The sequence below is a fragment of the Nitrosomonas ureae genome (assembly GCF_900206265.1).
Classification (GTDB): domain Bacteria; phylum Pseudomonadota; class Gammaproteobacteria; order Burkholderiales; family Nitrosomonadaceae; genus Nitrosomonas; species Nitrosomonas ureae_C.
The window spans coordinates 172,575-195,833 of sequence record NZ_LT907782.1 but is presented as its reverse complement, the minus strand read 5'-3'; the positions used below and the strand labels follow the sequence as shown (position 1 = coordinate 195,833).

14 protein-coding genes and 1 pseudogene are annotated in these 23,259 nt (G+C 43.2%); 4 read left to right on the top strand and 11 right to left on the bottom strand.

Going from position 1 to position 23,259, the window contains the following annotated elements; genetic code table 11:
• Positions 1–69 precede the first annotated feature (69 nt).
• Entirely contained in the window at positions 70–1,830 is a 1,761-nt protein-coding gene (locus CPG39_RS00830; RefSeq protein WP_231990345.1) for an APC family permease, read from the top strand.
• 74 nt (positions 1,831–1,904) lie between these two features.
• Here the strand turns inward: CPG39_RS00830 and CPG39_RS00825 are convergent, their stop codons facing one another.
• From CPG39_RS00825 to epsL, 9 genes are all read right to left on the bottom strand, one after another.
• Positions 1,905–2,285 (bottom strand): rhodanese-like domain-containing protein, encoded by a 381-nt coding sequence (locus tag CPG39_RS00825; RefSeq protein WP_096291611.1) that lies wholly within the window; start codon positions 2,283–2,285, stop codon positions 1,905–1,907.
• Positions 2,286–2,490: 205 nt separating this feature from the next.
• Positions 2,491–3,753, bottom strand: a complete 1,263-nt coding sequence (locus CPG39_RS00820; RefSeq protein ID WP_096291610.1) for a methane monooxygenase/ammonia monooxygenase subunit B — start codon at positions 3,751–3,753, stop codon at positions 2,491–2,493.
• Positions 3,753–4,577, bottom strand: a complete 825-nt coding sequence (locus CPG39_RS00815; protein ID WP_096291609.1) for a methane monooxygenase/ammonia monooxygenase subunit A — start codon at positions 4,575–4,577, stop codon at positions 3,753–3,755. The genes CPG39_RS00820 and CPG39_RS00815 overlap by 1 nt, the downstream gene beginning before the upstream one ends.
• 175 nt (positions 4,578–4,752) lie before the next feature.
• A complete protein-coding gene (locus CPG39_RS00810) occupies positions 4,753–5,562 on the bottom strand; it encodes a methane monooxygenase/ammonia monooxygenase subunit C (protein WP_096291608.1) in 810 nt (269 codons plus the stop codon).
• Between the two features lie 327 nt (positions 5,563–5,889).
• Positions 5,890–9,366, bottom strand: coding sequence for a UvrD-helicase domain-containing protein (locus tag CPG39_RS00805; RefSeq protein WP_096291607.1), 3,477 nt, complete (start codon positions 9,364–9,366; stop codon positions 5,890–5,892).
• Positions 9,359–12,130, bottom strand: coding sequence for a PD-(D/E)XK nuclease family protein (locus tag CPG39_RS00800; RefSeq protein ID WP_096291606.1), 2,772 nt, complete (start codon positions 12,128–12,130; stop codon positions 9,359–9,361). Before CPG39_RS00800 ends, CPG39_RS00805 begins: the two co-directional genes overlap by 8 nt.
• A 28-nt stretch (positions 12,131–12,158) precedes the next feature.
• Positions 12,159–12,482 (bottom strand): ferredoxin FdxA, encoded by a 324-nt coding sequence (gene fdxA / locus CPG39_RS00795; RefSeq protein WP_096291605.1) that lies wholly within the window; start codon positions 12,480–12,482, stop codon positions 12,159–12,161.
• A gap of 210 nt (positions 12,483–12,692) precedes the next feature.
• On the bottom strand, positions 12,693–14,138 hold the full coding sequence (locus CPG39_RS00790) for an undecaprenyl-phosphate glucose phosphotransferase (RefSeq protein ID WP_096291604.1): 1,446 nt from the start codon (positions 14,136–14,138) through the stop codon (positions 12,693–12,695).
• Positions 14,135–15,376 carry an XrtB/PEP-CTERM-associated polysaccharide biosynthesis outer membrane protein EpsL gene (gene epsL, locus CPG39_RS00785; RefSeq protein ID WP_231990344.1) on the bottom strand — a complete coding sequence of 414 codons (1,242 nt, stop codon included), beginning with the start codon at positions 15,374–15,376 and terminating at the stop codon, positions 14,135–14,137. Before epsL ends, CPG39_RS00790 begins: the two co-directional genes overlap by 4 nt.
• Positions 15,377–15,916: 540 nt before the next feature.
• On the opposite strand from epsL, the gene CPG39_RS00780 reads away from it, so the two are divergent.
• On the top strand, positions 15,917–19,627 hold the full coding sequence (locus tag CPG39_RS00780; RefSeq protein ID WP_096291602.1) for a response regulator: 3,711 nt from the start codon (positions 15,917–15,919) through the stop codon (positions 19,625–19,627).
• 142 nt (positions 19,628–19,769) lie between these two features.
• Positions 19,770–21,503 (top strand): dihydroxyacetone kinase family protein, encoded by a 1,734-nt coding sequence (locus tag CPG39_RS00775; RefSeq protein WP_096291601.1) that lies wholly within the window; start codon positions 19,770–19,772, stop codon positions 21,501–21,503.
• A 256-nt stretch (positions 21,504–21,759) separates the two neighbouring features.
• Here CPG39_RS00775 and CPG39_RS00770 read toward each other — a convergent pair whose 3' ends face one another.
• Together CPG39_RS00770 and CPG39_RS00765 are read right to left on the bottom strand one after the other, a co-directional pair.
• Entirely contained in the window at positions 21,760–21,984 is a 225-nt protein-coding gene (locus CPG39_RS00770; protein WP_231990343.1) for a hypothetical protein, read from the bottom strand.
• Positions 21,981–22,729, bottom strand: a pseudogene (locus CPG39_RS00765) (IS5 family transposase). The gene CPG39_RS00770 and the pseudogene CPG39_RS00765 overlap by 4 nt, the downstream one beginning before the upstream one ends.
• Between CPG39_RS00765 and CPG39_RS00760 the strand changes: the two are divergent.
• Positions 22,716–23,240 (top strand): substrate binding domain-containing protein, encoded by a 525-nt coding sequence (locus CPG39_RS00760; protein WP_231990342.1) that lies wholly within the window; start codon positions 22,716–22,718, stop codon positions 23,238–23,240. The pseudogene CPG39_RS00765 and the gene CPG39_RS00760 sit on opposite strands and share 14 nt — an antisense overlap.
• Positions 23,241–23,259 lie beyond the last annotated feature (19 nt).

The following is a 23,259-nucleotide window of genomic DNA, read 5'->3' as shown; positions in this document are numbered from 1 at the left end:
ATGGCTTTGTCTACGCACTTGTTTCTCATAGCAATACGCCACGATATGCGTGGTTAGCAGCGTGGCACATTGCATCAGGTATCAAGAAATGATTTTCTGCTGCGTTTAGAAAAAACGCCTGTGATTTTTGACTTCATTCTCAATCTTTGCTACTTTTCAGCGCAGCGTAAGAGAGGGATATTCTATTTGCCCACACTCAATAGAACCAAGAGGTATGAGATGCATGAAGAAACAGTGATGCATGATTTAAAAGCCAAAGGCTTAAAAAAGGGCTCCGTATCCAAATGGGCTGCAGTGACAATTGGTCTCGCAGCAACCGCCCCTGCCTATTCTTTGACTGGAGCACTTGGTTATGGAGCAGCTGGAAGCGGCTATCAATTACCAATTGTATTCATACTTTCGGTAATTCCAATGTTCTTTGTTGCTTTATCTTACAAACATTTAACTACTTCTGCTCCGGATGCCGGCACTATTTTCACTTGGGGTACAAAAGCTGTAGGGCCAAAGTTTGGTTGGTTTGGGGGCTGGGCGCTTCTACTAGCAAGTGTTTTGGCAGGTGTTGCCGCTACTCAGATTATGGTAAATGCGGCGGCTGTTATTTTTCATCTGACAACAATTCCAAAATGGTTTCATATTGGAGTAGCGGGCCTTTTCATCTTCAGTACAACTTATCTCACCGCGCTTGGTGCTAAAGAATCTTCTCGTACCACTATGATTCTGACAATTGCTCAGTACGGCATCCTTATCGCACTTGCTGCATTCCTATTATTACGTGTCACGCAAGGAGGCGCTGTCAGTACCGCCCAAACATTCTCGCTCGAGTGGTTTAATCCTTTCGCGATCGACTCATTTACTGCTTTTCTGGATGGCTTTCTTATCGCTCTCTTTATATTCTGGGGATTTGATGCATCTTTGGCAATGTCGGAAGAAACAGAAGGCAGTGCTGAACAAGCTGGAAGGAGCGGTATTATTTCAATGATCATTACAGTTATCACGTATGTTGTTTTTTCCACCACTGCATTAGCATATGCCGGTATAGATTCCCATCATCAATCAAGCTTGACGTTCAAGGATAATATTGACTCCAGCATAACTGTTCTTGCCACTGATATCATCGGCACCAAGGGAGCGTCGATTGCCGCATTAATTATCGGAGTTTCTGCTTTCTCCGCCACAATGTCCACAATTATGCCTGCTGCACGCGCTGCCTTGGCAATGGCGACATACCGGGCAATCCCAAAAAGATTTTCTTCAGTTAATGAAGCAACGCAAACTCCCAAATTTGCCACTTGGTTTATCGGCTTAATGACACTGATCATTTACAGTACGCTTAGTTTAATTAGCGAATCAATTATTAAAGATACGATTCATAGCGTCAGTATTGCGATCTGCACTTATTACTCTGTTGCGGCATTATCTTGTGCATTATATTTCCATCGTACGGCCCTTAATCACTGGGGTACAGCTGTATCTCAGGTATTGCTACCCACTATGGCTGCCGTTGTATTAATTGCTGTAGGAATTTTTCAAGTTTGGAATATGATAGATCCGAATTATGGATCAAGTGGATCGATTGCTGGCATAGGCGCAGTATTTTTAATTGGAGTTGTTGCATTATTCTTAGGAATTCCTTTGATGATGTGGTGTTATTTTCGGGATCCTAGATTTTTTCATGGTGAAACATTACCACTTGAAAGAGCTCATATAGTACCCGACAGCAATAGTGACAATACAAGCTATACCACCATCCCGTGTCATCTCAGCGAGAGTAGCTTATCGCACCCAACCGAACAAATCGAGTTATCGATTAAAGATGAGAGAAATCCATAAAGCTCGCATCATCTCAGTTTGATGATTAACTTCAGTGAATGAGGCTGCAACATACAGCAATAATAGTCATTTTTTTAGATGGATTCATCTCTTTCTAATGGGAAACCCGCATCACGCAATGCTTTGATTCCCCCAACCAACGACAATACATTTTTATAACCCATTAACTGCAACGTATCAGCCACTAGAGCTGATCGATAGCCTCCACCACAATACAATATAATCAGTGTATTTTTTTCAGGTATTACTGTTTCAATGTCACGCTCGATAATACCTTTCCCAAGATGGCTCGCACCTGCAGCGTGATCTATCAAAAATTCGTGATCTTCCCGCACGTCAACAAAATGAAATTGTATTCCTTGTGTCAGTTTGGTTTGCACATCTCCCACTGTGCATTCCTTTATACGTTCTTTTGCTTCCTCTACTAATTTCAGAAATCCTGGATTATGCTGCATTATTCTTCTCTTACATATATATTTCAAAAACTACAACGCCTTATTTATTGCAACCTAGAAAATGTATGGCCTAAATTTTCTAGGTCCTTTTTAGCTACCAACTTTATTGCCACATATTTATCAAAACAAAAATACAGCAATAAAAAAACCGGTACACCGGCTGTCTTCCGACAGTGGTGTACCGGTGTATTGATGCTATACCAGATTATAACTTGGTAAAGACTGGAATTACAGCACCAGCAATACTGTTAATATAACGATTGCCGTCATCATCCCATGTCATCAGCAAACCACCAAAGCGACTTTCCGGATCACCCAACAAAGCCATCAAACGTTGGACTTCCCACAACGCATCTTTGGCTTCCATCTTAACTTCACGGGTTTCTCCAGGTTCAATCCCTCTGTCGTCATCCATTGTCAAACCAGTAGCTACCAGCTCTTTTGGATAATCAGGATCCAGATGCTTTTGACCCAATGGATTTACAAAACGAACACCCGCTGTCGTAAACTCTCCGATGTTAACCGCTGAGTCTCCGTTGTTGGTGATTTCCATCGTCACGCGTAACGCACGTCCAGGAACGTCATAGTTAGCATGGGTTACCTTGATCGCTACCGGATTCGGTGCAATCGGTAATGGCTCTACCTTGGATTCACCCGCTTGGATCGGTATGGTATAGGGGTGTACGCTTTCAGTATAACGATAGCCTCCCCATACCAGCGCGCAGGTCAGTATCGCTATCGCCATACCAAATTTCCTGTCTGTCGGTGATGTCAGTAGTTCGTCACCATATGCCAGCAATACACGACTACGCGGCAGAAACATCGGTTTCGCTACAAAATAACCAATCCAGAATACCCCTAAGCCTGTCCATAAAACGTGCCAGAATATACCATTGCTGAAGTTAAACGTCTCCAGATCAATCGTTTTTCCTGTCAATGTGGTTACAGGATTGGTAAAGTCATCCCAGCTGCCTGAAATGTTCATCCACGCTGCTGGTCCTGCAATAGGGCCCGCATCTTTTACGTTCACCATTGCATGCATGTGATGACGGCCTGGAATACGCGCTTTCAGTTTAACTTCAAACTCATAATCACGACCAATGATCAACGGTCCTGATATGAATGTCGGTTCGCCATTCAGCTTGGTACTCAAACGTACAAACACCGGACTTGGGCTACCTACGTTAAAGAATGCACGATCAGGCTTACCTACCGCACGTGGCCAATCTTCCGCCAGGTGAAATTTCCCTGTCATGGTTGCAATGTCATTTACTTTGGTGACTTTAGGTTGCCATTTCAGGTCATACCATTGAATACTACGCATACGCAGAAACGGTTCTTGTGAACGTTCACCGTGTGCCGCCGCTGTATTAACATCTACCGTCAGCGTCAGCGCCAGTGAGGCCGCCCCTATCGCCGCTCCATACAGGCCTAATACGCCCAGTTTAAAAATGCTTTTTATATTCATTATTTAATCCCCTGTGCAAAGCCTTTTTCACCAAATGCCGTTACGTCATTCTTCATCGATATACGTCCTCTTTCTCCTTTAACATAGTAGAAAGCAGTACAGTATAGTTTGCCAAAGTACCACCATACGCAGAACATCAGCATTGATACAAAGGCTGAGAAAAACGCAGCAATAACCGTGGTGTGACCACCAAAAGTACGCAGCGATCCTTGCTCAATCAGGCGAACATATTCCGGTGTACCTGTACGTACATACAGAAAACCTGTGTAGTCAGCTACTGACAGCAATACGCCTTCTACAACCAGCGGTAAGTGGGTGGGGCCAAAAATAGGCCAGTTGCCCGGATAGAAAAATAAACCCCAGAATCCACCGCCTAACAGTGCGGTTACCAACCAGTTACCCGTCAATAATAAAATCGTATCCAGCATCAACGCACCAGGAATCATGGTCGATGGCAGTACAAAATTGATCGGATAGTGCGACCACCAGTAAAAACCCCAGTAACGGGTCAGCCATTCACCTACTAACAGGCATACGATACATAGTGTCGCGCCAAATGGCAGACGATAGTTTACCCACAGGTAATACATCAGTGCCGCACAGTACATGACACCTACAATCGGTGTTACTACAGGCCACCATTGACGGTCTTTCCAATCAAGCCAGAAATCCCAGTCTCCTGCCAGCAGCATGAAGTGCATGTGATACGTTCCTACCAGAAGAATACAGAGAATTGGAAAATAAACCGCATCTATATATCTGGACATCTTGACCGCTTCCGGCGGCATCTTCGCTGCCGCTATAATTTCGTCTGTTCTACTCACTAGACCCTCCCTTCATTTCATGTGATATTAAATATGAAAACATGACGATACGCTTCCCTTACTTCTCTCTTTATCGTCAGCCTATAGGCTTGTTCCCATTAGTACAAAAACTTAGTCGAGATATTCCTTACCTTCCTCCCCTTTTCCTGACAGAAGAAGGTAAGTTCCATCCAAATTAAGGAACGATACGATTGTTCAGAATTTCTCTGCTTGCGTTGTTCCAGGTTACATCGGTCAGGTTAGAGTAACGGGTGATAATCTGTGCTGCAATACCACCTGAAAATAAACCCGCCCAGCCCAGAATCACAAAGCCCCAGTGCAACGGTGCGCTAAACAGTTCTTCCATGAACCAGAAAGCATGTCCCCATTCGTTCAACCCTACGTTCGGCAGAATCATCAATGGGCCTGCAATCGCCATCACCAACGGGAACGATGTGCCGCGGCTATACAATGGCAGACGCGTCATCGCGTACAGGTAGGCCGCTACTCCGCATACAATGTACATCGGGAATGAGCCATAAAACACCACTACGTGACTCGGTGTAAAGCTCGTGTCACGAATAATCACCTGGTGCCAGCTTGCATCCTGTTCGGTAAAGAAGCTGCCGCCCCAGTAAACACCAAACAAATACACACCCAGCCACATCATCCAGTAAAAATAACGTTTGATCTCAAGCTTGGTATCCAGATTGTCCAGTTGTTCCTTGGTATCGCGGGTCTTCAGTATCCACCCCCAGGTTACCAACGCAAACAGTGGCATCAGTGTCATGTGTACGCGCCACAGTCCCATCCATACCTTGTCAAATTCAGGCTCCATCGAGTCCATGCCATGTGAATATGCAAATGTCCTTTGGTACCAGATCCAAAATATCGCTACCAAAAGCATCGTTAACATGCCCAGCTTGTAATACTTCGAGTCGTACCACAGCGACATGTCATAGTTGGCGCTCGCCGCGCCGCTAGTTGTGCCATAGGTTGTTGCCATGTTTCTACCTCCTAACTGTTAATCAAAACTACTTCTCGTTCTTCTCTAATACTACCCTTATACTTCTTACTTAATACTAATTAATTAGTACTTCTAAACTCGGTAGCCAAAACCTTCATATAACTTATATTATTCTACCCCGCTTTTAGCTACACCTCTCAGGCTAGTCGACCTTGGGGTTCAAAGTCAAGTCATTTGTCATAAAATTACCTTCCCAAACCTATGGCCTCCTCACCTCCTTTCCCCTCTTTCCCCTTTACTCACAATAACTAAAGGGATAATCAGCATTACTCCAATATCAACAGAAATATTTTTAGCTTCATCTTATTATTCCCACTCACGCCAACCTTTTATAAGTGGAAAATAAATTCCCAATTTAATTGGCTGCGAATCAAGTTGCCGCATGAGTTTTGCGTAATAATTCAGTTGCTCATAGTAGCGAATCTGTTCGCGATTCATAAAATTTTCTATATCTGCACCTTCATGATTACCTGTTTTGTAATCAATTATCCATCGAATTCCCATAGAATCATTGAAAGTTCTATCAATCACGCAATTCATGAGTTTATTATCAACAATTCCAACAACTCTCAATTCATTCTTTGCATGTCGATGGCGGCCCAAAATCCACTGCCCCCGCTCATCACTGATCGTATTAATCAATGCTAAAATGATTCGATCAATCGCATTCTCCACTTCATTATCGTTCCCGTTCATGCCATCAGCAAGTAAATTCTGTTTAAAACAGTCATGCATCATCCGTATACGAGCCGCATCCCAGGTACGCAACTCATCGTCAGCAATTTTTTTTAACCAACGATGCACTACATTACCAACATGACGAGCCATTTCGCTCGCCCATGAGAATTCAATATCTTGCTGAACTTGTTTAGTTTCATATATCTCATTCCAGGCAACTGATTTTGGCGCATCGGGCAATACCCATCCTTCTTTTAACCTATATATACCTTGATTATCTATATCATTGACTAACCCTTCCCAATCTTTGTCTTCTCGCTTAAAATTTCTACCCATAGTATTTTTTTCAGCGGCATCAAAATAAATTAATTGCATAACAGGCCATAACCTATGCAGTAATGAACCCACCGCTGGTTTTTTAGGTATGTATTTTCCCTCCTCACTCTCAACCACGTTTACATGCCCTAACAAATGTAAAAACTTTCTAGCCCGTGTTGCAGCCACATATAACAAGCGATCCGCTTCATTTTGTTCCTTCTTACAATCAATTTTTTCCATCCACCTATAAATCGGATCAGAATCTAATCCTGTTTCCGGAATGGGCGCAAGTAATAACTCCGGGTTAACTAACTTACTTTCAATTTTAATTCGATCATGCGGTTGCTCTATCCACTTTAACAATTGCTTATCATTTCTACGCTGCTCTCGACCAAGCCCGGGCACAATAACTGTATCAAATTCTAATCCCTTGGCTTTATGAATCGTCATTATCTGCAAAGAATCATCTGCACCTACATCTTGTGATGCGTAAAGTGCATTCAATCCTTTTTCAAAGCCTATCAGATCTCGAATCGTACCAGATTCTTCCTGCTTCTCTAGATAATCCAGGAAGCTCATAGCATCACTCCAAGTTGCTGAAATATCATTTCTATTTCTCTTTATAACGGGATTAATGCATCCCGGTCCACCTAGAGCTTGCCACATTGCCTCAACCGTCATGCGCAGAGGCTGGCGCTGCCGATGCATTATGCAAGGTGCCAGAGCATCACGTAACCTTTCTATTCGCGCCTTTGCATCATCTGAAAGATAGCACCAATGATTTGGATCACCAATTAACTTCCATAGAACTGTCCCACTGATAGTTGTGTCACAATCTTCTTCTTTTCTAGTCCTAAGCAAAGCATCAATATCTTTAAGCAAAAACCCACACCAAGGCGCACGTAATAATGCAAACCAAGCCACTTCATCTGCTAAATTTATCAATGCTCTAGTAATAATCAACAGATCCTGGACTACAGGCCTGAAATGCAATAACTCAATATCAACGGCACGAAACTGTAAACCGGATTCTTTTAATTTTTGTACAATCACCTGTAAATGACTGCGGTTACGTACCAAAATTGCGATTGTATTTGTGGGATAATCACGGCGAGTTTGCTGGATAATTTCAATAACTTGTCTGGCCTCAGCAATCTGATTTTTATCCAATAATGGATATACCTTCACTGCGATCTCTGTGAGCTTAGAGTGTATTGCAGTTGAAGGCGTATAAGACACCGCACCCGATTCAATCTCTTCACGAACAGGCATAATTTGTGTAAAAGTTTCATTAACCCAATCAATGATGCCTTGCTGCGAGCGGAAATTAGAACTGAGCGTAATTGGCTGCAAGACCAGATGACCAATGCCGGTATTTCGAGCTTGCAAAAAAAGCCCTACTTCAGCTTCCCGAAAGCGGTAGATGGATTGCATCGGATCTCCCACGGCAAATAAACTGCGCCCATCTCCCATTTCCCAGCCAGCAATAAGTTTTTCAATTAACTTAAACTGACTGATCGAAGTATCCTGAAACTCATCAATCAACAAATGTTGGATACGATAATCCAATGCTAACGCTAGATCTGTAGGAAATTCGGAATCCCCCAGTGCAAGCAATGCGCGTTGCGTAACTTCCGAAAAATCTACAAAACCGCTGGTTTGAAAAATAATCTTAAGTTGTGCGACAGCATTCGGTAATAATCTTGTTATTGCACCAAGAATTTTCCATTGCTTGTCCGTATAATAAGCGGGGGGCAATAGACGCACATCATGCAATGTTTGTCGGAAAACTTCCTCTGAGCTAAGCGCAGCGATCAAGTCACTCCATCGATTCTTCCATTTCTTTGCTTCATCCTTCTCAATTTTGCTGCCGCCGGACGGAAAACCCTCATTGATAGAGATTTTCTTCCTCCAAGAACCTTCCCGAGTAAGTAACAATTCAGCAATTCCACACCAATGCTGAATACCAACTGAAGAAAGGTTATATATTTGATTAGGAAGCGGAAGGAATGATTCTCTGCCATCAGTAGTCAGATTTGTGGCAGCATATTGGAGCAATGCTAGCAACTCATTTTCTAACACCTTGGGAAATTGCAGCCAAACATACTGCAATGCATGATGACGCAAATTTTGCAAGGATTCTTCCAACTCTTGACGGGTTTTGCTATGGATATGACGCAACCAGTGGTCACGCTGCGCCAACATTTCGATCAGTAAAGTTTCGACGCGCGCCATGTCATTATCCAGATGCTCAAGCAACTGCTCTATATCATGGGCAATTGCGTGGTCTTGCTGCATCAATTCTAGCGTAACTCGTACCGCCTCCAAATAAAAATCAGTAGCATCCTCAGTCGTTTCGGGTTGCGCGCCGAATTTTGACAACATAGGCATTTGTCTTGTCAATGAAGCGCATAATGAATCAATCGTCTGTATTCGCAATCGCTCGGGGTGCTCACTAAGATACCAGCCTGCTTGTTGATCGCGCTGCAAAACAGCCGCTGCCAACTCCCGGTTTAATTTTTCATGAGCAGTTTCAGCATCACTTGGAATGCGTGCAATTTCTAATTCAGCTAGAACCCGAGTACGCATTTCTGCCGCAGCTTTGCGCGTGAAGGTAATGGCAACCACTTCTTCAGGCGTGTCGACACAAGTCAGTAATTTGAGATAACGTTGGATAAGCAGCGCTGTTTTTCCCGATCCGGCAGGCGCTTGAACAATAAATGACTGAGATGGATCAAGTGCTTGGCGGCGCTGATCCGCATCAGGGATTATTTTAGAATTAGCCATTTTCCTTGCTCAACTCAATGCTGTCATCGATCCGTTCATGAATCCGGCAAAACAATTGCATATCACAAAACTTACACGTTACAGGAAAATTCTTGGGGCTTACTCTGGCATCACCATTGCAAAAACCCGTTGCCAGATTTGTCAAAGATTGCCGCCAAGCTTCAATCAGTTCCTCCCATGTGTTAAATCGTGTGCATTTTTCTAATTGCGAGAAAGCTTTTATACCTGGCAATAGATCCGCTTCTCGTGCTACTGCCATAAACCCCATTTCCCCTCGTTTTATGACCGCAAATGCAGCACCTGCAGCTTGTTGTTTCATCCCTGCCATCACGAGATATAAAGGAAGTTGCGGTTCGTCAGGACGTTCCCCGATCATTGACTGAATGGATTTTCTGCTTGTTTTATAATCAATTACGATCCATTGCCCATCCTCCAATTCATCGATTCGATCCAAGCGGGCGTTCAAAATCAAATCGCCTATTTGAATAAGGCATTTCTCTTCCGCAGCAATCATCCTAAAGGAACTCCGTTTCTTTTCTTCATCCAGCCATTCAAGCACCAAACGAAACAAACGCCGTTGTTCAATTTGTGCAAAACGTCCCGAAAGTGCAATAGGCTTATATTGCTCCATCTGTAAAATGACACTATTTGTAATACCTTCCAGTATGCGCTCAAGATTGTGATCACTAATATCATCAAGCGCTTCTTTGGTTTTCAGTTGTTGCCATAGCTGTGCTAATACCTGATGCACCAACAAGCCTCGTTCCGCTGCATTCAGACCTGTGTGCGGCGCATCCAGGCCTGTAATAGATAATCGATGCTTAGCCCAAGCACGAAAGGGGCATGCGGCATAATCCTTAATTATCGATGTGCCCCCCTTGATACCTTGTTTAGCCATTTCTTTATCCAGCGGTGATGATTCACAATCTACGATATATTCCATTTCGCACGATTGGATAATTCGCTCATGATGCTGTTCCATATCAAGAATCACCGCTTCTCTGAGGGGTATCGATCGAATCAATGGGCTGGATTTCAATTCGTGCCCATCGCGATCGTTACTATATCTGGGATAGCTCAATATGATATCTTTGGCGCTAGATAGCCAATTCCGTGTCAATCGTTGACAGTATGCAGATGACTCCAACGTTGATCCCCAAGGTAATTTTTCCTTGCGTTGCAACTCTAATGGCAAAAAAGGATTTGGATGGGACCTCAAGGGCCACTGTTCATCGGATAACCCCATGACCCACAGATGATCAAACTCCATTCCGGTCGCCTCAAATACATCGATAATCTGTACAGGCACATTAGGTGTTTCAGGTTGAAACAAGGTATTGGCCGCCATCTGTCTAAGTCGGCTGACAGCTTCAGGGTAGCTGGTTTTTGCGTTGACTTGATCAAGCGCTGCAAAATTTGCGACAAGCATCTGCCACTTTTTAAGTGTTTGAAACTCGCTGGAATCCAAACCACGCTCTCCGGGAAAACCCAAAATTTGCAATACTTCGGCAATAATTCTTGCGAATACTGTATGACTGGCTGACTCCGGAAGCCTAGTTTGACGGAATATCCTTAATACTGACAAACACTGCAGTAAAATTGGACATTCCTTTCCTCCACTTGCTCGCGATACGAGTATAAATAACCGCTCCAAAGAAATCTCAGGTTCAGAAAAACGACGTATTTGTGCATCGAGCAGCACACGTTGACTCATTTCATTTTCGCTTCCTGCAAGAAATGGTGAGCGCAACCAATAGCTAATGCGATTAAATTCCACTTTCTGATCCAGTAATGCCAGGCTCACAAAAGCTATATCAATCAATGGATAATTTATTAGCGCCAAACCCAGAGACACATTAAAGGGTGCAATATTTCGCTTTGCTCCTGGCAATGCAAGTCGAATATCCGGATGCATTACCTCCTTAAAAATACGAATCAACGTATTCCGATATTTCATCAATGCCGGTACCACGATACCTACGCGCACACTATTCACACTATTACTTACTGTTTCAATTTTGGAGCGTGCCCATATTGCAGCTTGATAAATTTCTTCCTGGCTATTCGTATATTCAAATCGTTGAATGGTTGCTAATGATTGCGGCCATTGTATGGCTGGATTAGCGATCACAACCTCACAACCGCAATTATTCAGCTTCTTTAAAAAAAGAATTTGCTGTGGTGTAATAACATCGAAACCATAGCAAATTATTTGAGATGGCTTTTTAATATCTAGAAATTCATATTGTTCTGTGATCAGATCACAAATACGCGCTTGATCCGTTTGCCGGGTCAGTGTCGTTATATTTTGATAAGTTTCCGCCCAACTTAGAAACTCCCTAATATCTTCATTCGGTACAATATCGCCTAGACGATGAATCAACCGCCAGGCATGTGCGAGATGCCATGCTTCACTGACTAAATGGGCTGTCTGTGAAATTCTTAATAATGCTTTCCCAGCTTCCGAGGATAGAATAATTGATTCCCAAAGCACTTGTTCCTGATATACAGACAGTAACAAGGGTAATGCAACTACCGGCTTGACATATAATGATTCGAGATAAATTCGCTCAATTAGCGAAGAAAATGGCAGAATGTCTGCTGAGTACCATGCAGTCTTTTTCTGTTTGATTTGATCTTGATTAAATTTTTCATTAAGCGCTAATGCAAGCCTGCGATTGGGTGTAACCACCAAGCTGTCAGCATTTATGCGCTTAGAAACTTCGTCGAAAGGAATCTGCGGGAATTGTGAAGAATCAAACATGCGGCATCTGAGTTACCGCCATTCCCACTTAGCGTTGCAGTTGATCCAGTTTATCTTTAATGCTAGCCCAATCATCTGCATCAGGCAGCGCATCTTTTTTTTCAATAATCGGACGCCATTCTTTGGATAGTTCAGCATTCAATGAAATAAAGTGCGTCTGTTCATCAGGTACATCATCCTCCGCATAAATAGCCTCTACCGGACATTCTGCAACACATAATGTACAATCAATACATTCATCTGGATCTATCACTAGAAAATTAGGTCCTTCACGAAAGCAATCGACCGGACATACATCTACACAATCCGTATATTTACATTTAATACAATTTTCAGTTACAACATAAGCCATGACAACTTTTCCTTGCTTAACACTTTTATAGAATATTATATTTTAGCAGAATTCCAATAAGTAACGCCATCACCAAAATTACCCAAACCATATATTTTAGCGACAATGTGCGTATTGATCTTTTGTTTGATCGATCAAGAAACTACCATGTTACCTTAATTTGCTTCTTGATCACTATTAACAGCTACTTTCGTACTCAAATCCATGTAATCAATATGCGTTATCTTTACGCAAGACGATCAAAACAGTTTTAAGAATAATCCAAAGGTCGAGCCAGATGGACCAGTGTTTGAGGTAATACAAATCGTGTTCAATGCGGGCCTGCATTTTTTCCAACACCTCAGTTTCGCCACGCCAGCCATTAACCTGAGCCCAGCCGGTAATACCGGGCTTGGCTTTATGCCTTAACATATAACCCTTGATCAATTTACGATAGAGCTCATTATGCGCAACCGCATGGGGTCGTGGACCAACGATGCTCATTCGTCCTTGCAACACTTTGAAGAATTGTGGTAACTCATCTAGCGAGGTGCGCCGGAGAAAACCACCGATTCTGGTGAATCTCTGGTCGTTTTCTTTTGCCTGCTGGATATTTGCACCATCTTCAATGACTGTCATAGAGCGGAACTTATAAACGGTGATTTCTTCACCGTTAAGACCATATCGACGCTGTTTAAAAATGATAGGGCCCGGCGAAGTAAATTTTACTGCCAATGCAATACATGCCATCACAGGAGACAATAAAATGATGATAACCAACGCGAGCACAAAATCACTGATGGATTTGACCACACCATCAATACCGGTAAAGGGTGATTCATTCATGGCGACTACCGGAATATCGCCAATATACTCAAATCGCGCCTGCATCAGATCGAAGATATAAATATCTGGAAGAAAATAAATAGAAGTTGTGGTATCAGGCAATTCATCCATTAGTTTTTGGATCCGTGGCTGAGACGACATTGGCAAACTGATAAAAACCATATCAATACTATGCTTCTGAACATAGGACACGACACCTTCGAGTCCTCCCAAGCGTGAACCAAAATTGATCGACCGGGAAACCGGATCAGTCTCAGGTTCATCAGGTGAATTGGTCGCATGAGATCCAAAACTACCAGCAATTCTTGTGCTACTACGTTCATCGAAGAAACCTTGGAAATTGATCAGAAAAAATGGATGATCAGCAATGTGCTTGATAAAGTGCAAACTGTTCTCGTTGATTCCAATGATTATTGCCGAACGCAATTTGCCTTTGTGATACAGACTGGCAACAATGCTATGCACTGTCAGATGACTTGCGATCAACATCAAAGGCGTAGCAATAAACCAAGTCAGCAGAACTTCTCCTGAAAACTGATTATGAAACTTAGTGGCATAGCCCAGAAATATCAGGATGGCTACAATGATTAGCCAACCCATCACAGTATCGCGCATATAAGCAAGCAAACGCCCCTTGCGCCAGTTACGGTAAACAAGAATACGCTCAAAAATATATGAGGAAATAAAGAAAGTGATAATGACTAGTATCAAATAGTAACTGGTGAAATCTTCCCGATAGAACCAGGTTGTCAATATCAGCATACTCCATATAATAAATGGATCAAGCAAGTGCTTGAAAAAGGCTACTATGGGCAAATCATTAACTGTCATCGTTGTCCGTAAGTATATTGCAGATTGACATTGGCACCATTGGCGTTAAAACCGCCAAAAACGGAATCTGATTTTAAATCGGCATGATAGGCTGAAGCACTAAGTTCGAGACCAAGATAAGGGTTATATACAAATCGGACAGTAGCATTTCGAATTCTATTGTGCACACCTAAAGCATTTGATAATTCTGGATCAGTAAGATTTGTTATACGATTACCAAAGTTGCGTGTTTCGTACGAGAAGTCTCCCTCCATTCGTACTTTTTCTGTGATATTCCAATAAGGTATTAAGCTTACGCCGGTGTTAAGGCTATAGCTTGCGGTCAGATTTTGTCTGGCTGAAGTTTCGCGCCACCCACTAACGGTCAATCCAGTTTTATCTGTTGGTCGCCATTGTAAAAAACCACGTGCATTGAATCCACTAAAATCGCGCTGTGCAAAACTGGCATTCTGGCGATCTACCCATCCACCCCGTACCTGGAAAGTGGATTTACTCGTGATATCCCAGTTAATCTTAGCCATGACTTCGTGTTGCTTGTAATCATTATTAACAAATGCTGAGGTAGGTTCAAACGGAAAATTGCCGTCTATGTGCCGAAAAAGTACTCCGATTGTATTTCTGCCAGCAGTACCTCGCGAGGAAACATAGTCAATTCCTCCTTCAAATTGGTTTTCAGTACGTTCAAGGAATCTTAAACGTGGAACATCAGGAGGCGCCTTGATACCCAGATCATAATGAGTAAACTCACCATTCAATCGCCATCTTGGATGAAACCGCCAAGCCGCATTAATATACTCTGTCAATTCGGTACGAATGGATTTAATACCTGGCTGAAACAAGAAAGGTGCCAAAGATTGTGTATAACTAGCCCCCATATTACCTTCCAGTTGATTTCCCAGAAACCAGTTCCAGTTGCCGCTGAAATTTTTCAGATTATTGTCCATTACACTGAATCTTTCGAACTGAACGCGGCTATAGTTAAAGTTGGCACTTAATCGCTGCCGGCTGATTTCCTTCTGAAGGATAACACCCCCGGTAAATCGATGTGACATATCAAAAAGGTCTTTTTGAATGATCGCATTACGAATAGTTCCATCTGGAATGTTGTCGACCCTCTGATTGTCCCTAAAACGCAATAAATTATCATCCGCGGTAAAAATATAACTTCCATAGGGCTGTATCACTTTACCAAAAGTCTGAGCATGAGCAGCAAATGGTATGAGAAAAACTAGCAACATGCATCCAGAAGCAGGAAATCCCAACCAAATGAGCCTTAAAAAGCAGATCACGTTGAGCATATGACACTGGCAAATACGACCGGCTGTAGCTTCACTAAACAGATATTTCATCAACTTCAAATTATCAGAGCTCACATGAGTTAAATATCACAGATATTTGACAGAACCGCCTTTCCTTTAACATATTCTCATAAAATTATTTTTAACAACACTTTTTCTATAAGAAAAATTACCTTTTTGATCCATTCCTTCCTAAGTGTCGCTATTTTTAGCAATTAGGTTTAAATTAACAATACAAAATGCTTTCATATGTGTTACGGAAATTTGAAGCAATCAAATTACGGCACAATTTGCAATAACATTAAACCGGAGAGAATAGACGTCTTTTACTATTTAAGCAAAGCGGCAGATATAATAATGCTCGCGGCAAAGGGAAGGACTTAATTTGAATCTTATAGATTGGAACTATTGAGACATCTTTATTGCGTTAGAAAACCAATTAAACAATCCCATTAGCAAAATAATCACTAGGAGAAACTGGTGAAATTCACGTCACTTACACAGCGTTTTGCTGTCTGGTTCACATTAGTTTCTTTATTACCAATACTATTTATTGGTAATAGCTTACTACATACCTTCGAAACGGAAATAAAAGAAGCTGCCATTCAGAAAGTCTCCGCCATCGCTGACAAAAAAGTCGAACAAATTGATAGCTATCTTCTGGAACGCTTGTCTGACGTTTATTTAGTAAGCGGTATGAACACAACCCACGAAGCTATCATTAAACTCACCGCAGCCTTTGAACAATACGGAGTGGACTCCGATGAATATCGCAGATTGGATGCGAATTATCGTGAGAGTTTCAAACGCTTTCTGGACTATGCGAGATACTATGATCTGTTCTTAATTTCAACTCAAGGAACAATAGTTTATTCTCAAGCTCATGAATCTGATTTTGCAACTAATTTACGAACTGATCGCTACCGTGATACCGGCTTGGGTAAAGTTACCCGCCATGCGTTGGATAATTTGCAAAGCAGTATTTCTGACTTTGAATACTACGAACCGTCCAAAGGTGCCATAGCCGCATTTGTTGCAACGCCCATTATGATTGATGGAGAAATTCAAGGGGTGCTAGCGTTACAAATTTATAGCCATCTGGTTTTTTCTGTAATTTCAAATAACGTGGGGCTTAGCAATAGCGGAGAAACCATAGTGGCACGACTTGAGAATGATCAAACTGCCTTGGTAATGGCTCCGCTCAAGTATGATCTTGACGCTGCACTAAAACGAAAAATTCCTCTTGATAAACCACCATTCTCCACAGCTATCCAATATGCACTGAATGGTGATTCGGGAGGCGCGTTAACTGTTAATTACCGAGGTCAAGAAGTCGTAGCAGCATGGCGCTATTTGCCGCGCTTGAAATGGGGTATGGTAGTGCAAATCGATGCCGATGAGGCATTTGCTTCTGTATACCAAGTGCATTTTGTGGGTGTGATAATTGTTATTCTCACATTTCTCGCCGCTTTATTCGGAGCTTTTTTATTTAATCGCCGCGTTGTCGATCCTCTGAAGCACTTGAATCATAGCGCATTAGAAATTTCGGCGGGTAATTTGCATCTACGTGCCGCAATTGAAGGTTGGGATGAAATGAGACAGCTTGCACAGACATTTAATCTCATGGTGGAGCGTCTGAACGCCAGTAATTTGGAGCTGGAGAACAGAGTTGCCGCTCGTACAGCAGATCTGCAGCGGGCAAATTCCGCTTTGGCGATTAAAGAAGAGGAAATGCGTTCTGTTGTTGAGCACATGGTGGATTGTGTAGTTACTACTGACGAAATAGGCAAGATTCTTTCCGTCAATCCGGTAATGGAAAAACTGTTTGGCTATAGTCACGATGAAATGATTGGACAAAATATATCGATCATCGTGCCCGAACCGGACCGTAGTAAGCATATCAGTTATATGGAAAATTACTGCCGTACGGGCCATGGCCAGGAATATGTCGGTCGCCCTTATTTATCTGGATCGCATGGTATCGGCCGTGGACGTGAAGTGGAAGGCATTCGCAAAAATGGCGAACGAATCGAGCTATATTTAGCGGTCAGTGAGTATTATGTGGGCGAAGAACGGCACTTTACCGGAGTAATGCGGGACATTCGTGAACATGTACGCATTATGAACGATTTACAACAAGCTCGGATTGAGGCGGAGCAAGCTAATAAAGCTAAATCAGCTTTTCTGGCCGCCATGAGTCACGAAATTCGCACACCGATGAATGGCGTGATTGGCATGATTGATGTACTTAGGCAAACCAGCCTGACCGGCTATCAAATGGAAATGGCTAACTTGATACGCGATTCCGCTTATTCGCTGCTTTCCATAATTGAAGATATTCTTGATTTCTCGAAAATCGAAGCTGGCAAACTGGAAATCGAAAAAATTCCAATGTCATTAGCCAATATTGTCGAAAACGCTTGCGGTATGCTGGCACATGTTGCTCTCAGTAAAAAAGTGGAATTAACCTTATTTATTGATCCGGAAATTCCGGAGAATATGCTGGGAGATCCCCTGCGACTTCGCCAAATATTGGTAAATATTATTAATAACGCAATTAAATTTTCCAGCAAGCAAGAAAAGCAAGGCAAAGTATCGGTGCGGGTATTACTAACCGAATCCAATCCTGATCAAGTAGTTGTTACTTTCCAGATCACCGACAATGGTATCGGGATGAATAAAGAAACTCAGGAGAAATTGTTTAAATCCTTTTCGCAAGGTGATCCTTCTACTACACGGCGATTTGGTGGAACCGGGCTTGGTTTGGCAATTTCGCATCATCTGGCAGAATTGATGGATGCTGAAATCACGGTACAAAGCGCGCCTCAACATGGTTCCACTTTTATTATACAAATGCCTTTTAAACCTCTCACCAAGATCTCATATGCCGACCACAAGATCGATGATCTCGCCGGCATGAATTGCTTGATATTGGGTGAGAATGATGGGTTGAGCAATGATTTGGCTGTTTATTTAAGAAGTGCAGGTGCAGTGGTTGAGCAGGCACCTCATCTCACCAACATTGAGAAGATTATTCAGAAGCTTACTCCCGGATTGTGGCTCGTCGTTATCGATGCCGGAGAGCAAGTTCCTTCCATTGAAGAATTACGTGCTGCGTTTAATGCTCGTTCTGAAACGATAAAGAATGCCGCAGAAACAGGATTATATCAATCGCATCCTTTTATTGAACCTCGCTTTATTGTGATTAAGCGGGGCCGTCGCCGGCAGGCGCGCATCGAAGATATCGACATCATTACGTTGGATGGTGATGTCATGTATCGTCAATCTTTATTTCGCGCCATGGAGATTGCTGCCGGAAGAATAGACGCAGAAACAGAAGAAGCCCCTTCGCTGAAAAACGTAATCACATCAGCGCCTAAACCGATTTCACGTGAAGAAGCCTTGAGACAGCGCATACTAATTTTGGTAGCGGAAGACAACGATATTAATCAGAAAGTGATTCGCCAACAGCTCAATCTGCTGGGATATGCAGCAGATATCGCTAGCGATGGAAAAGAAGCATTGAAACGTTGGCAAACGGGGGATTATGATTTGTTGTTGACTGATTTACACATGCCGGAAATGGATGGATTTGAATTGACAAGAGAAATTCGAACAATAGAAGCCAATCAAAAACGTATTCCAATTGTTGCCTTGACAGCGAATGCGCTAAAAGGAGAAAAGGAACGCTGCCTGCAAACCGGAATGGATGACTATCTGAGTAAACCGGTCCAGCTTGAAGATTTGCGCGCAATGCTTGAAAAATACTTACCCAATCGGAAGCTAATTGAAGTTACTCAATCTGATTCCCAACCAGCCCTAACTGACAGCAAAGCTGAGTCAACCGGAATACCGCTCGATATCCATGTTCTCGAACAGCTGGTTGGAAATGACCCAGCAATGATTAAAGAAATGCTGCTGGATTTTTACACCAGTGCGGAAAAAATTGCAGCAGAACTCCACGTGGCATATCAAGCAAATCAATTGACAACAGTAGGCTCATTGGCCCATAAACTCAAATCATCTGCACGTTCGGTGGGCGCACTTGCATTAGGTGAAGTATGCGCACAAATGGAGCAAGCAGGTAAAAACAATGATGCAAAAGCTCTGGCTGATTTTTTCCCAACATTCGATACGCTAATGATAAGTATTAAAGCTTATCTAAACACTTTATATGCAAAGGATGAATAAATTTGCTCCACGCAACTATGCACCTACCCCGCGGCAAGATTGTGGAGAATCTCAAATTACACTTTGTAAGTAATAAAAATCACACATGTTTCTCGAAACATTTTGAGAAGCGATAATAAATGCTACTCAAGCTACTCAAACAATGACCTATTTATTCAATAACCCAACAAAATTTGCAGATGAACTGATTGAAGGATATGTTGCGGCACACCGCAACCAAATACGCTTGGTTGAGGGCGGCGTGATCCGCAGTCATAAAGCCAAACCAGGCCAAGTCGTACTTGTCATTGGTGGCGGTTCCGGGCATTACCCAGCGTTTGGGGGATTCGTTGGTCTGGGTCTGGCACATGGCGCCGCCATGGGTAACGTCTTTGCAGCGCCATCAGCACAACAGATTTGTAATGTAGCCTTGACCGTGAATGCAGGTGGCGGCATCTTGTTTTGTTATGGCAATTATGCTGGCGATGTACTCAATTTCAATCAAGCACAGGAACGACTTCGCGCGATGGGGATCGATGTTCGAACGGTGGTTATAACCGATGACATCGCTTCTGCACCCTTAACTGAAAAACATAAACGCCGTGGTATTGCCGGAACTTTGCCGGTTTTCAAAGCAGCCGCTGTGGCAGCAGATGCAGAAAAATCACTCGATGAGGTTTTCCGCATTGCAACTGATGCCAATGATCGCGTACGGACACTCGGTGTCGCATTCTCCGGTTGTACTCTGCCTGGTGCCAATAAACCACTATTCGAAGTTGCAACCGGAATGATGGAAGTTGGTATGGGAATTCATGGTGAACCTGGCCTCTATCGCATCAATGCGCCAACTGCCGATGACTTGGCAAACATGCTGGTCAACAAATTACTCACTGAAATTCCTTCGATGATCCTCAATCCTGATGCTGCACGTATCGGTGTAATACTGAACGGCCTTGGCACTGTGAAATATGAAGAATTATTTGTCGTCTATCGTCAGGTTGATCGATTGCTATTCGAGCATGGATTCACCATTGTCCAACCCATAGTGGGTGAATTAATCACAAGTTTTGATATGGCAGGCCTCTCACTGACGTTATTCTGGATAAACGATGAACTTGAGCAAACCTGGATTGCGTCAGCAGACACTCCAGCCTTTTATAGGAGCAACTTTGCCTATTCCAACATAGACACAGTCGAAGCAAGTTCACATAGAAACACACGCTCATTAGAAATTGGCTCTACCAGCTCACAATCAGCTGCAGCACTATCATTCTTGGCGCTCAAGGCCGCCAGCAAAGCAATTAATGAAATGAGCGAGGAGCTTGGCCGATTGGATGCTATTGCAGGTGATGGCGACCACGGCATCGGTATGCAGCGTGGAATCACCGCAGCGGTTACAGCGGCAAAAGAAGCGCGAGTTGCCAGAACCGGTGTTGGAACATTACTTAAAACCGCTGGCGATGCTTGGTCGGATCGCGCTGGCGGCACATCGGGTGCTTTATGGGGTATTATCCTCTGCAATTTAGGCGATGCTTTGGGTGATGAAATCACGCCTGATACATCAGCAGTTGCTGTCGGTATTGCCTCGGCGCTTCGCGATGTAATCAATCGCGGAAAAGCACAATTGGGCGACAAGACTCTTGTTGATGTTCTGCATCCCTTCTCAGCGGCACTTACCATGACGGCATCACAAGGTCTCTCGATTGTAGATTCCTGGGCTATTGCAACCGATATAGCAAATGAAGCAGCTCAAGCCACCAAGAATCTGCGTCCCAGAATTGGTCGCGCACGCCCGCATGCGGAGCAAAGCCTCGGTACACCCGATCCGGGTGCTATTTCAATGGCATTGATCATCTGCGCAATTGAAAAAACAATTAACCATTTTCTGAAATACTGAAGGAATTCGGCGCGCAACACGGGGCTGCGAGGAAAGACAAAGATCAGCTACAGACAAAAATACAGTGGAGATAATTTTCTTGAAGTTGCTTTTCAAGACAGAAATCCTGAAAGTCGTCCTGTACGTACTATCACTAGCTGATAGAAATAAACAACCCCGTGGCTTTGTCACGGAGCTATTTATTTCCCGTTTATTTCTTGCATCTTACTACAACTATTTATTCAACAAAAACATAAGGATATAATACATATTAAATTTAACCTGAGCGGCTATTGCGCACCGCGTTAAGTTGTATTTCTGCCTTGGTAGCCTGATGCATACTTTGTGAGTCGCCCACTGCAGCATCAGCAGGCTGGTTCACAACCGCCGCTAAGGAAAATGTGATTGTATAGAGAATAGTAATTGCATAAACTACAAATAACTGAGGTGCTTGTATTAACTCTCTAGCTTCCATTGGCTTTACTCTAGATAGTGTAGTCACGAGATATTTGCCCAGAGAGCGATGCATCTGATTTGTACAGCGGCGAGAAAAGAGGTGGTATTTTTGGCGTATCTTGTGGCGATGCTGCGCCATCTCTTGAGGTGCAGAAAAGCATTTTCTACAAGATGCCGCAATTTATACAATGCCTTATCGTAGAACCTTTGCGCTGCACGGCTTTTCTTTGGAGGAATTATAGCTTCCATGCCCTGTTTTCTTGCTTGTTCAATAATCGCATTGCTGTCATAACCGCGATCCGCCAGTAAATAATCCGCATCAAGCCCTTCGATCAGGCGGCCAGCCTGCGTGCAATCCGCTGTGGTACCTTGTGTAATAAAAACTCTGACCGGCATACCATGCGCATCCACGGCCAGATGTATCTTGGTATTGAGCCCCCTTTTGTGCGGCTCATGTCTTGATTCCCGCCTCTGGCTCCGGCAGCATGAGGATGTACCTTACAATGACTGGCATCAATCGTCAGCCATTCGTAATCCGGGTCGTCAATCAGCACTTCCAGTAATTTTTCCCAGATGCCCTTGTCGCGCCAGCGAATAAAGCGACGGTGCGTATTGCTCCAATCGCCATAATCCGGCGGCAAATCCCGCCATGGCGCACCCGTGCGCATAATCCAGAAAACAGCATTGATGAATTGCCGGTTATCTCTGGCCAGCCCTCACCAAACGCCTTGGCGTCCAGGCAGATGTGTCTCTAGCTGCGACCATACTTCGTCTGATATGTCATATGAAATCCCTGTGTTTTTACAAGAATCTCATCGTTCTAATCTCGTGACTTCATTATCTAATCTAGTGGCACGCAAAATTGCATCCGTGCGCCGTATATTGTGTGCAACACCTCAGTACTTCCAGCAATGGGGCATGCCAAAAACACCAGAAGATCTGGAGAAACATAACTGTCTTGATTGTGCACTCTCAGTTGAGCAAGGCTACTGGCGTTTCAGCAGACCGACGGGCAGGATCAAGGTTCCAATATCAGGAACCTTACGTATCAATGATAATGATGCACTTGCACAGGCAGCTCTTCATGGGTTAGGAATCGCTTTGCTACCAACTTATACTATTGGCATGGAACTACAAAAAGGACGGCTCCAGATGGCACTGCCGGAATATCTATCGGTAGAGCGCCATATTTATGCTTGTTATCTCCCAAGTAGGCATTTGCCTATAAAGATACGTGCATTTATTAATTTTCTCGCAGAATATGTCGGCGATATACCCTATTGGGATCAATCTTTAAAATAGACTTAGTTTCAACAGAGTT

Bases quoted from the DNA above. Each gene is read 5' to 3' on its own strand.
- fdxA (WP_096291605.1), bottom strand. From the start codon at position 12,482: ATGGCTTATGTTGTAACTGAAAATTGTATTAAATGTAAATATACGGAT.
- CPG39_RS00810 (WP_096291608.1), bottom strand. From the start codon at position 5,562: ATGGCAACAACCTATGGCACAACTAGCGGCGCGGCGAGCGCCAACTAT.
- CPG39_RS00790 (WP_096291604.1), bottom strand. From the start codon at position 14,138: ATGACAGTTAATGATTTGCCCATAGTAGCCTTTTTCAAGCACTTGCTT.
- CPG39_RS00825 (WP_096291611.1), bottom strand. From the start codon at position 2,285: ATGCAGCATAATCCAGGATTTCTGAAATTAGTAGAGGAAGCAAAAGAA.
- CPG39_RS00805 (WP_096291607.1), bottom strand. From the start codon at position 9,366: ATGGCTAATTCTAAAATAATCCCTGATGCGGATCAGCGCCGCCAAGCA.
- CPG39_RS00820 (WP_096291610.1), bottom strand. From the start codon at position 3,753: ATGAATATAAAAAGCATTTTTAAACTGGGCGTATTAGGCCTGTATGGA.
- CPG39_RS00760 (WP_231990342.1), top strand. From the start codon at position 22,716: ATGTCATATGAAATCCCTGTGTTTTTACAAGAATCTCATCGTTCTAAT.
- CPG39_RS00775 (WP_096291601.1), top strand. From the start codon at position 19,770: ATGACCTATTTATTCAATAACCCAACAAAATTTGCAGATGAACTGATT.
- CPG39_RS00800 (WP_096291606.1), bottom strand. From the start codon at position 12,130: ATGTTTGATTCTTCACAATTCCCGCAGATTCCTTTCGACGAAGTTTCT.
- epsL (WP_231990344.1), bottom strand. From the start codon at position 15,376: ATGTTGCTAGTTTTTCTCATACCATTTGCTGCTCATGCTCAGACTTTT.